Source organism: Hyphomonas jannaschiana VP2 (assembly GCF_000685215.1).
Lineage (GTDB): Bacteria > Pseudomonadota > Alphaproteobacteria > Caulobacterales > Hyphomonadaceae > Hyphomonas > Hyphomonas jannaschiana.
Genome location: NZ_ARYJ01000017.1, coordinates 39,438 through 51,080, shown reverse-complemented (window position 1 = coordinate 51,080; position 11,643 = coordinate 39,438). Strand labels below are relative to the sequence as shown.

The following is an 11,643-nucleotide window of genomic DNA, read 5'->3' as shown; positions in this document are numbered from 1 at the left end:
GAACTGGCGGACGTGCTGGATTAGGGGCTCAGGCCCTCGTCCAGGTCTGCCCGGAAGAAGATTGGCAGGCGGACGGACGTCTGGAACCAGGGCTGTTGCTGGTTGCCGGTGGCGGCGATGACATCGCCGCTGACCTGCAGCATCACCTTGTTGATGTCGATCCGGTCGGGCGACTGGATGCGGCTCGCGAAGGCATCGGCAAAGACGGACGGGCCGGTGGCGTCCGGCCGGGTCGTGCCGGGCTTGTCGGCATAGGCAATCACGACATTGGCGTCTGACGTGTAGTCGGCAAAGCCGGGCTCCAGCCCTTTTGTCTCCAGTGGCGAGTCGTATTTGCGCCCGCAATCCACCATCACGACGACGGCCTGCGCGGCGGAGTCTTCCAGGAATTCGACGGCCTCGCGAAGTTTTGCGCCGCGCTCTATCACTTCGTTTTCATCACGGGGCAGGGGGCCGTTCGGGATGAGGTAATTGTCTTCGCCGAACAGGGATGCTCCGTATCCGGCGAAATAGACGACGCCCACGCTGGCCGGGCCGGCCGCATTCAGCGCATTGCGCAACATGGTCAGGCCATCCCGGAAGCCACCCAGATCGGCGTTCCGGATATGACGTACCTTGTAGCCGCTTTCGCCGAGGGCGGTGGAAACCTTCTCGCCGTCTGCATGTGTGTTCGGCAGCGCATAGGCATCGCTGCCCGCATAATCATTGGAGAAAACCAGTGCCACGCGAAGCGGGTTCTGGCTGACCGGTGACATGGGCGCGTCGCCCGGCGCGCGGCTCCAAGAGCCGATGCGGATGTCGCTGGACCGGCGCTGCAGGCGCGACAGATTCATCGGCTCCTGCCGCTGCAATGTCATTTCCAGCACGTCGAGGCGGACATTCTCGAACATGTCGCGCACCGTGACAGCGGGTTCCAGCAGGCGGGTGCCGAGCGCTTTGGCATAGGGACCGTTGCCGTCATCGGCGCGGCCATCGCTCGCCGTCTCGCCTTCCCAGGTGGCGAAGGAGATAAACATGTTGCGTTCTTCAGCGCTGCCCGCCGAGCGGCGCAGGCCCCGGAAGGATTCCCCGCCGCCAAGGGCGCGCTCGGCTTCCGGCAGTTTCAGCACATTGCGGCAGGCATCAATGGAGAGGACCGTCGGCGCCTCGCAATCGGTCAGCTTGCCCATGACCCAGTCGAGCGAAATGGAATCGTCCCACAGCGCTTCGTCCAGCATGTCGGCATCCTCGACCGGGATCAGGAAATTGCCTTCCCCCTCGCGGGCCGCGCCATGGCCGGAATAATAGACAAAGCCCGTCGCCTCCGGCCCGCTGGCCTGCATTGCATCCACATAGGCGCGGAAGGCCGACATCATCTCCGACCGGCCGGCATCCGTCACGATGTCGCCTGTGACGAGGGAAAAGCCGCAGGCCTGAATGCCTTCGGCGACGAGACGGGCGTCCCGGACCGGATTGGCCAGTGTCCCGATCCCCTCGGAATAGGCGGCATTCCCGATAATCAGCGCGTGGCGGGGCTTGTCGTTCGCCTGCGCCCGGCCCGGCCAGGGCAGGGCGGCGGCGCCGCCTAACAGCAGCAGGTGCCGGCGTGAAATCATGTTCCCACTCCACTCATCTCACGAGGGTTAATCGTCTCGTAGAGGGGCGCGCCAGTCAATGACGCCGCTGCGGGCTTGCCTATCGCGGGCGGGGCTGACAGGAAGAGCGCCGGATTTTCATGCAGGAGAACAGGTTTGGCGATTACAGGTGACACGCTGGCGCGCATTGCGCTGGATGCAGGCAAGCTGATCATGGAGATCTATGAGGGCGACTTCGATTTCAGCCGGAAAGGCGACGATTCTCCGGTCACACTGGCAGATGAGAAGGCCGAGGCGCTGATCCTGAAAGCGCTGGCCGAGGCCGATCCGGACCTGAAAGTCATCGCCGAGGAGGCCATGGCCGCCGGTGAGATGCCCGAACATGGGAGCCGCTTCGCGCTCGTTGATCCGCTGGATGGCACCAAGGAATTCATCAACAAGAATGGCGAATTCACCGTAAATATCGCCATTATCGAGCATGGCCGCCCGGTGATGGGCGTCGTCTATGCACCGGCCCTGTCGCGCCTGTTCGTGGCCGACGCCTACAATTCCGCCTGGCAGGCCGATGCGGCGCCGGGCGCGGATGTGCCGGCAGAGCGCACGCCACTGCGTATCCGCAAGGCGCCGGAGGCGGGCGTGACGGCGGTGGCGTCCAAGTCTCACCGCACGCCGGAAACCGATGCCTTCCTCGAAAAATACACAATTGCAGACATCAAGGGGGCAGGCTCGTCCCTGAAATTCTGCCTCATCGCCGCAGGTGAGGCCGATCTCTACCCCCGCATGGGCCGCACGATGGAGTGGGATACCGCAGCCGGCCAGGCTGTCGTTGAAGCCGCTGGTGGCCGTGTGCTGACAGAAGAGGGCGCCCCGCTGCTCTATGGCAAGCGTGAGCGCGGCTATGACAATCCGTATTTTATTGTGTATGGCGGCGTGTCGCCGGTCTGACATAGTCCTGCCACGATCCGGTAGAGTTTTCTCCAGCTTTTCCTGCGACCTGTTCCGTCAGGGAGTATCACCATGGCACGCCAGTTCTTCGGCACGGATGGCATCCGCGGCCGCGTAAACCAGAAGCCGATGACCGTTGAGACGGCGCTGCGCCTGTCCATTGCGGCGGCGCGGACCTTTGCGCCCGATGGCGGGCGGGACGTTATTATCGGCCGGGATACCCGCCGGTCGGGCGAGATGATCGAAGCGGCGCTGGTGGCCGGCCTCTGCAGCATGGGGCTGACGCCGGTCTGTGTCGGCGTGGTGCCGACCCCGGCGGTGGCCCTGCTGACCCGCGAAACCGGCGCGGCCTTCGGCGTGATGGTGACGGCCTCGCACAACAAGTATCAGGACAATGGCCTGAAACTCTTCTCGCCGGAGGGCATCAAGTTCACCGATGCGGTTGAGGAACAGCTCGAAACCGCCATGTTCGATGCGTTCGAAGGCAGCTATGCGGCGCCGACCGATGTGGCGAAGCCCCGCCAGATGGACGATGGCGTCCGGCGCTATGTGGACCGGTGCCTGGAAGCGATCGAGCCGGACGATGGTTTTGCGAAACTGAACGTGGTGCTCGATTGCGCGCATGGCGCAGCCTACCGGGCGGGGCCGGATGCGCTGCGCCGGCTGGGCTGCAATGTCACCGTCATGGGCGTGTCGCCGGACGGGGTGAACATCAATGCCGGGGTCGGCTCCACCGATACCAAGGCCCTGATGAAGGCCGTGACCGACAGCAAGGCGGACATCGGCATTGCCTTCGATGGCGATGCCGACCGGCTGATCGTAATCGACGAGCTGGGCGAAGAGGTCGACGGTGACCAGGTGATGGCGCTGATCGCGACCGAACTCTTCCATACCGGACGCCTGAAGGGTGGCGGCATGGTGGCCACGGTCATGTCGAATATGGGGTTGGCGGAGTATCTGAAGAGCCTCGGCCTGACCCTGCCGCGTACGAAAGTAGGCGACCGTTATGTAGCCGAACACATGCGGGCGCACGGCTTCAATCTTGGCGGCGAACAGTCTGGCCACATCATCCTGTCGGACGTTTCGACCACGGGCGACGGTTTGCTTGCGGCGCTGCAGGTTCTGAAAGTGATGGCGCGGACGGGCAAGAAGGCCTCCGTGCTCGGACGGGTGTTCGAGCCGGCGCCGCAGGAGCTGGTCAATATCCGCTATGCTGGAACCAATCCACTGGAGACCGAGCGGGTAAAATCCGCCATCGCCCGCGCCGAAGCCAATATGGGCGAGAAGGGACGGCTTGTGGTCCGCAAGTCCGGCACCGAGCCCTTGATCCGTGTCATGGCGGAGGCGCTGGAAGAGGCCATGATGAAAGAGGCGCTGGCCGAAGTCGTCGAGGCCGTCCAGGCCGAAGCCTGACCGCGCGTCAAAGCCTCCATCCTGAAACCCCGCCTTTCGTTGGGGAACGAATTGTCTCTCCCTCCTGATCGCCTATCATCGGCCAAAACAAGATCACGTTCAGGGAGAAACACAGCATGGCCGATGCGACAGAACAGCCGCCTTTCCGCCCGCTTCCGCAGAAGGCGCCGGATGTCGAGATGCGTACCGCGCCGGGCGGCATTCACTATATCGCCGCCCGCCATGCGCCGGGTCCGCGTCCGCGCACCATTCCGCATTGCCTGGACGAGCGCGCCGCTGAGCATCCGGACCGGCCGTTCCTGAAAGAGCGCGATCCGGAAACAGACGAATGGGTGACCGTCACCTATGGCGAGGCAGCGCGGATTACCGATGCGCTGGGGCAGGCTTTCATCGACATGGGGGCAGGGCCGGATGCACCGGTGATGATCCTGTCAGGCAATTCCATCCGCTCGGCCATGGTGATCCTTGCCGCGCAGAAGATCGGCGCGCCAGCCGCCCCGATTTCGGTGCCGTACTCCACCATGTCCACGGATTTCGAGAAGCTGAAGCATTGCTACAATGCGGTGAGCCCGAAAGTGATCTTCGCCGAGACGCTGGAGCCGTTCAAAAAGGCGATTGAAGCTCTGGACTGCGATGACTGTACGGTGTTCTCCGCAGACACTGGCGGCGACAATACCGTCCTTTCCTATGATACGCTGGCGGCGACAGAGCCGACAGCTGCCGTGCGCGAGGCGCGCGACCGTCTGACGGATGAGAGCATCGGCAAATACCTCTTCACCTCCGGTTCGACCGGCATGCCGAAGCCCGTGCCGACGACGCAGGGCGCGATGTGTTCCATGATCGCGGGGCAGGAGGGCCTGCGCGACAGCGGCAGGGACCCGGACCATGATCCGGATGCGGTTGAAAACCTTCTCGACTGGCTGCCCTGGAACCACATCTCCGGTTCCAATGTGAACTTCAATGGCGCGCTGTGGAACGGGTCGACCTTCTGGATCGATGGTGGCAAGCCGACACCGGCCCTGTTCCACGAAACGATCCGAAATGTCCGCGACTGTTCGCCGTCTGTCTTCGGCACGGCGCCGATTGCCCTGGCGATGCTGGCCGAGGCGATGGAAGCCGATGACGATTTGTTGATGGCGTTTTTCAGGAACATGCGGTCCATCGGCTATGGCGGAGCAACGTTGTCTGACGATCTCTATGACCGGCTGCAGGCGCTCGCCATCAAGGCCACCGGGCGGCGCATCCCGATCGTCACCATGTATGGCGCCACCGAGACGCAGGGCATTACCGTTGTCCACTGGGAGGCGGAGCGGGTGGGCCTGATTGGCCTGCCGCTGCCAGGCTCGACACTGAAACTGGTGCCCAACGGCGACAAGCTGGAAGTGCGGGTCAAAGGGCCGTCGGTCATGCCGGGCTATCACAACAATCCTGAGAAGAATGCCGAAGTGTTCGACGAGGAAGGCTTCTACTGCCTCGGCGATGCGGTGAAGTTCGTCGACGAGAACGATCCGAATAAGGGACTGATCTTCGATGGCCGGGTCGGGGAGGACTTCAAGCTTTCCTCCGGCACATGGGTCAGCGTCGGCACCTTGCGCCCGGACTATGTGGCCGCCTGTTCGCCGCTGATCTTCGATGCCGTGATCTGCGGACAGGACAAGGACATGATCGGCGCGCTGGTCTGGCCGTCACCGGCCGGGATGGAACAGCTGGTCAAGGAAAATGGCGGGGACATGATGACCGCTTTCCGTGTGCTGACCGAGAAGCTTGCGGAGAAGACCGCAGCTTTCAATGCGGGGGAGCCGGGATCGTCCCGCCGGATCCGCCGGGTCATGGTCATGACGGAGCCCCCGAGCGTCGATGCCGGCGAGATCACCGACAAAGGTTATGTGAACCAGCGTCTGGTTCAGTCCCGCCGCGCAGATCTCGTGGCGGCCTTGTTCTCCGACCCGCCGGGACAGGGCGTCCTCTCGCTCTGATAAGGCAGTGCCCGGGCACGTTTAAGCCGTTGGAAGGCTTTTTGCCGTAACTCTCTGTCTCGCTTTCGTGGGGAGAGACCATGACCTTTGACGCACGCAAGGCGCAAAAAGCGCCTGCGTCCGGCCAGCAGAATGCGCTGTTCGCATTGATAACACTGGTGGTTGTGTGCGGCGCTTTCTTCGCCGTGCTGAGCCTGCCGCACAAGGCAGCGGGTCATGATTCCTCACGTCTGACACAGGTTTCCGCGCTTGAGACAAGCATGCCGGACCTGCCGGGAGAGGCTGCAGAATCCTATTTTATCGCGCTGGGCAGAGTTGATCCGAAGGCGCAGGAAGATCTCTCCCGCAAGATTGCCCGCGCCGGAAAGCGGGATGATGAGGCCCTCACGCAGCTGATCATGGCGCATGCTGAAAAGGTCCTGCGCGATTATGCGGACGAGCTAGGTCAGGCGGACACAAAGCACTTTGACACATTGTTGGACATGACCCGGACAAGGCTGCGGCAAGCGGCCCGCAAGCGGAGCAGATGGTGCAATGCCGCCCGCTATGCAGATCTGGCAGACATGGAGTTCCGCCAGCCGGCCGACTTCGAACTTGCGATGGCGGAGTTCAAGGCCCCGCTGAAGGACTATTCGTTTGACGTCATGGCGGGTCTGATGATCGCCATCGAAGATGCGCGGGTACATCCTGTCCAGCGGGGAACGCTGACGCGGGCCGACGAGGCAGCGCTGCAGGGCGTCGTCATGTCGCTGATGGCCGATCCCGATGTCCTGCCGCTCATGGTGTCGCTGAGAGCAGGCGATGATGCGAAGAAGACGCTGAACGGCGTGAATGTCTGTAATCTGGGCGCCACCGCCGTGACGGCAGCCAAGACCCTGCCACAGGAAACCAAAGGCCGCCTCCTTGCGGAAGCGGCCCGGCAGTTCAGGGACAATGGTACCTCGGCCTTCCGGACCGGGGTGGGTTTCTGAGGCGTCAGTCCTTTCGGGCGACGCCCGCTTCGCCAAGCCGCCATTCCAGCAGGTCAATCCGGTCCTGACCGAAGAAGGCCTCGCCTTCGAACACCATGAGCGGCACGCCCCAGTGATGGGGATCCTGTTCGGCCTGGCTTTCGGCGATCACTGCTTCCAGCCGGTCTTTTTCCGCTTCCTGGCGGGCATCCATCTCATCCAGGTCGAACCCGGCGCGGGCGGCGGCTTCCTTCAGGGCCGTGCCCTCGGTCCAGGCCCCGCCGGACCAGATCAGGGTGGAGACTTCGTCCATGAAGGCCCAGCCATCCTCATCGCTTTTCTCGCAGGCGAGAATGCCAAGCCGTGTGAGCCGGCCGATATAAGGCTGGTAGGGTGAAATCTCGCGCGTGATCATGTCCATGACCACAGGATCCGGCTTCAGTGGCCCGATGGGCAGGCCCAAATATTGCGCATTCCGCACATAATCCCGGATCAGGTAAGGCACCCATTGCGGGCGGACTTCCTGAAAGAAATGGGGCGTGCGAATCGCGATCGGGTAGACCGGGCGCGGGCGGACACGCACATCCCACTTTGCGGGAAGGGCGCGCAGGCGTTTCGTTGCCAGATAGGAATATGGCGAGCGGAACGACCAGAAGACATCGACAGTTCTCATGCCAATAGTTTGCCGCCTTCATGCCGCCTTCACAAGAACGAATTTCGACACCATCTTGGCCGCCATGACACTCGACCAGACTCTCCGCCAGTTTCTCGACCGGTTCACCATGCCAGATCTCAAGGGGCTGGACTGGCAGGCGACTGCAGACCGGTTGCGCCGGCAATTCTATCTTGCCAGCCATGCGATCGAAAAGGATGCGCCGGAAATGGCGGACATCTCCCATATCACCGTCCCCACCGGGGCAGGGGGGGTGAAGGCGCGAGTCTATACGCCGCTGGGGGCAGGCATCGCGCCGGGCCCCGGTATCGTCTTCTTCCATGGCGGCGGGTTTGTGATCGGAGACCTGGAGAGCCACGACATGCTGTGCAAGCGTCTGGCGGAAGGGGCCCGGTGCCGGGTCGTCTCGATCGACTACCGTCTGGCGCCGGAACACAAATTCCCCGCGGCGCATGAAGATGCGTTGCAGGTCTGGCGGTGGGTGCAGGACAATGCCGGTTCGCTGGGGCTGGATGCCGAGCGGCTCGCCGTGTCTGGCGATAGTGCAGGCGGGAACCTTTCCGCTTATCTTGCGCAGGAAATGAACCGCACCGGCGGGCCGGCCCCGGCCTTCCAGCTTCTGCTCTATCCGCTGGTGCAGTTTGCCGACATCCGTACAAAGAAGATGCCGTTCAACGAGAGCGGCTTTTTCATCTCCGCCAATCTGTTTGAATTCTTCCGGGATGCCTATCTCGCCACGCCGGAGGACCGGATGGACATCCGTGTCTCGCCGCTGTTCGCGCAGGAAGATTGCTTCCGCGGCCTGCCGCCGGCGCATTTCGTGCTGTGCGGCTGGGATCCGCTGCACGATGAGGGGCTGGCCTATGCCGACAAGATGGCGAGTTTCGGCGTGCCGGTGACGGTGCGTGAATATCCCGGCATGGTGCATGGCTTCATGAATTTGACGGCCCTGTCCGACACGATCCGGATCGCGATCCGGGATGCAGGCCAGGTAACCGGGCGGGCGCTGGGCGCGCTCTGACCGGCATATCTGAAGACAAAGAAAAAGGGCGGTCCCGAAGGACCGCCCAGGTATGTCGGCTTCTGGGAGAGAATTACTCTCCAGGGCCAAACTTTTTCGTCAGGCTGATCTTGAACGTCCGCCCGAACGGATTGTGGGTGTACGGGTCGTAGCTCGTGTCGAAGGCCGCGAATGGCGGATCTTCGTCCGTCAGGTTGACCACGCCGAGGCCGAAATCAAACCCATACGGAGCCTGCCAGTTGTAGAACAGATCGAACGTCGTCTGGCTGTCGATTTTTGCTCCGACTCCGCCACGAGCCGCCGCGGCCCGTTCGTCCTTGTAGCTATCCACGTGACGCATGATGAGGCGAACATTGTGGTCGCCCATGGCGAGGTTACCATAGAGGTTTGCTTTCCACTGCGGCAGGGAACGCGAGAAGTTTCCGCGGTTGAACTGGCCAACCCGGTCACCTCCGGCGATCAGGACACCTTCAATCTCGAAGTCGTCAACGACGTATTCGATGATGTAGGACGCATCAAACCCGGCGGTAAATTCGGCGCCGCCACCGAAGACATTGCCGAAATTGTTTTCCAAGCGGACATCGACACCCGAGGTTTCAATACCCGGCCCGTTGGTCACGTTCGTGCGAACACGGGAAATCGAGCCGGCAGATGGCGCATTCGGGTCGTTGAAGGTAATCCGCGACAAGATCGGGGATTCGGTGTCTCCGGCTGTGAGTGCAGCAACTGCAGCATTCACAATGCTGGCCTGGTCTTCGACGATGATCGGATCAGAGAAGTCGAAGTTGTAGTAATCGACCGAGGCAAAGAAACCACCGGCTTCATAAATACCACCCAGGTTGAAGCTGAAGGCCGATTCCGGTGACAGGTCCGGATTGCCGAACTGGTCCACGGCTTTGAACGCAAGCGCCGGAGCAACATACTGAAGCGTTGTCGCGACAGCATTGTTGTTCTGGTTCAGCGTCGGGCCTTTGAACGACGTCTGGGCAGAACCGCGCAGGGCGAAGTTGTCATTCACCTGCCACTTGGCTGCAACTTTCGGGTCAAATGTCGACCCCGTGTTGCCACCGTAGTCCTCGTAGCGCACGGCGACCTGAACATCGAGGTCGTCATAGAGCGGGATCTGGAGTTCGCCGAACAGAGCGTAGATCGTCTGATCTTCATCCAGAGCGTTGGTGCCCGCCAGGAAGGAGAACGGACCGTTGCCAGCCGGACCCGGATTAAGGGCGAGGTCGGTCACTTCATTCGGATCGACTTCGTAGCCTTCGCGGCGAACCTGGAAACCGGCCGCCCAGCCAATTCCGCCGCCAGCAGCCTGAACGCCGCTCTCGCCGGAAATGACACCATCCAGAACGATGAGGTCGGAAGTCACAACAGATCCGACGCCGTCAGTCATCCATTCAGCCAGCGCAACGCTGTTCTCAAGGCCCGGAACGTAGTTCGGATTGGCCGCGCCCGTTACGGCATTGGACGGAATGGCATTAGAGAAGGGGTTGTAGTATTCACAACCGCCCTGGCCTGCGACCGCTCCGGCTGGAATGTCGCCAGTGTTGGGATCGCCGCAGACGCCAAAGCCCTGAAGGGCAATGGTCAGACCGTTGATGTAGGTATCATTGGTGATCCGTTCGCCTTCGGTGCTGTGGTATGTCAGGCCAATGTCCCAGTTGACACCATTTGACCACTGACCATCGAGGGATCCGGCCAAGCGCAGCGTGTCGTACTTCCGGAAACCTTCCTGAGCACCACCTGTACCCGGGAAGCCACCCCAGCCAAATGAACGGCCAAGGTAGAGAGCCCCGTTGGCAGCAAGATCAGCTGCCCCCGGATTGTCTGCCACATATTGCAGCAAACCCGGATGGTTTGCGGGCACGACCTGATTCAGGAGAGATTGCGGCGGATAGGAAGGTGAGGTTTTCCAGCTCGGCACGTCCGTCTTGCCCCACAGGGCTTCGAGGTGGAGATTCGCTCCGCCCATCTCGCGATTGTATTCGGAGAAGATGTTGTAGCGTTCTTCCTCTTCAACGAGGTTGTCGAACTGTGTGAACTGGAATCGGCAGGTGCCTACGACAATACCGCCGACGTCGGTACAGCCATTATCCAGAACCGTTGCGCCACCATTCAGCGGAATATAATATCCGGGGTTGGAGAGCGAGGACCAGCCCCCGACCGGGTTGTCTGCATAGGGCAGAACGGCCCAGTCCTTCTCCCGCAGCGGAACTTCGTTTTTGTACGAATAGCTGACCGATGTGACCCAGTTCCAGTCACCGCCCTGCAGGCCATAGGCGGCACTAAGCTGGTACTCGCCATCCGTGCCGTCATAAGTCTGGTAGTTGCCGCTGACTTCGAGGCCGCGCAGGTCGTCGCGGGTGATGAAGTTCACAACGCCGGCGATGGCGTCGGATCCGTAGAGCGCCGCGGCGCCGTCTTTCAGGACTTCGATCCGGCCGATAGCGGCGGTCGGAATCATGTTCGTGTCGACGAAGAGCTGAGCCTGCTCACCGATCGCGTAGGGGTGCAGCACCTGGCGGCGGCCATTGAGCAGTACCAGTGTCCGGCCCGGGCCAAGGCCCCGGAGGTTCACGTTGGATGTGCCTTCAAGGCCGTTCGAAGCGAACTGGTTGGTCTGGCTGTCGGTACCCGATGACACGCCGAGGTTCCGGATCAGTTCGTCAATGCTGGGGCTGCCTTCGAGCTTCAGGTCGCCCGCTGTCAGAACGTCGACGGGCAGGGCCGCGTCTTCAGGGGTGCCGGCAATGTAGGAACCGGTCACCGTCACTTTGGACTGGCGAAGTTCCGAGCCGTCTTCTTCCTGAGCGATGGCTGGCAGGGCTAGAAGCAATGATGCCGCTGACGCGCCGGTCAGCAGCCGAATTGTTTGTCTCATTTGTTTCCTCCGTTTGTGCGAGGCACCGGATCTAGGTGTCCGGATTTGCTCTCACGCCGGGGCAGGATAGGCAGACCTGACACTTCTCGAACAGGAAAAAATATTGTGCGGCGCAGCAGAGAAGGGATCGTGCGCGAAATAATCATCTAACAACAACGTTGTCATTCGCCTGTTTGGTGTTTCGTCTGCGCAAGGAATGGGCAGTCA

General features: G+C 61.8%; 8 protein-coding genes. 5 read left to right on the top strand and 3 right to left on the bottom strand.

Annotation, left to right across the window (positions count from 1 at the left end):
- Positions 1-20: 20 nt before the first annotated feature.
- Entirely contained in the window at positions 21-1,595 is a 1,575-nt protein-coding gene (locus HJA_RS16810) for a caspase family protein (protein ID WP_035584623.1), read from the bottom strand.
- Between the two features lie 135 nt (positions 1,596-1,730).
- On the opposite strand from HJA_RS16810, the gene cysQ reads away from it, so the two are divergent.
- The 4 genes from cysQ (at position 1,731) to HJA_RS16790 (ending at position 6,879) form a co-directional block, all read left to right on the top strand.
- On the top strand, positions 1,731-2,519 hold the full coding sequence (gene cysQ / locus HJA_RS16805) for a 3'(2'),5'-bisphosphate nucleotidase CysQ (RefSeq protein ID WP_035584620.1): 789 nt from the start codon (positions 1,731-1,733) through the stop codon (positions 2,517-2,519).
- A 72-nt stretch (positions 2,520-2,591) separates the two neighbouring features.
- Positions 2,592-3,932, top strand: coding sequence for a phosphoglucosamine mutase (glmM, locus tag HJA_RS16800; protein WP_035584617.1), 1,341 nt, complete (start codon positions 2,592-2,594; stop codon positions 3,930-3,932).
- 116 nt (positions 3,933-4,048) lie between these two features.
- Entirely contained in the window at positions 4,049-5,908 is a 1,860-nt protein-coding gene (locus HJA_RS16795) for an AMP-binding protein (protein WP_035584614.1), read from the top strand.
- Positions 5,909-5,988: 80 nt separating this feature from the next.
- On the top strand, positions 5,989-6,879 hold the full coding sequence (locus HJA_RS16790; RefSeq protein WP_035584611.1) for a hypothetical protein: 891 nt from the start codon (positions 5,989-5,991) through the stop codon (positions 6,877-6,879).
- Positions 6,880-6,883: 4 nt separating this feature from the next.
- Here HJA_RS16790 and HJA_RS16785 read toward each other — a convergent pair whose 3' ends face one another.
- Complete coding sequence (locus HJA_RS16785) at positions 6,884-7,531, bottom strand: 2-hydroxychromene-2-carboxylate isomerase (protein ID WP_035584610.1); 648 nt, start codon at positions 7,529-7,531, stop codon at positions 6,884-6,886.
- A gap of 64 nt (positions 7,532-7,595) precedes the next feature.
- Here HJA_RS16785 and HJA_RS16780 point away from each other — a divergent pair, with 64 nt between their 5' ends.
- Positions 7,596-8,552 (top strand): alpha/beta hydrolase, encoded by a 957-nt coding sequence (locus tag HJA_RS16780; RefSeq protein WP_035584643.1) that lies wholly within the window; start codon positions 7,596-7,598, stop codon positions 8,550-8,552.
- Between the two features lie 73 nt (positions 8,553-8,625).
- Here HJA_RS16780 and HJA_RS16775 read toward each other — a convergent pair whose 3' ends face one another.
- Positions 8,626-11,436, bottom strand: a complete 2,811-nt coding sequence (locus tag HJA_RS16775; protein ID WP_035584607.1) for a TonB-dependent receptor domain-containing protein — start codon at positions 11,434-11,436, stop codon at positions 8,626-8,628.
- Between the last annotated feature and the right edge of the window lie 207 nt (positions 11,437-11,643).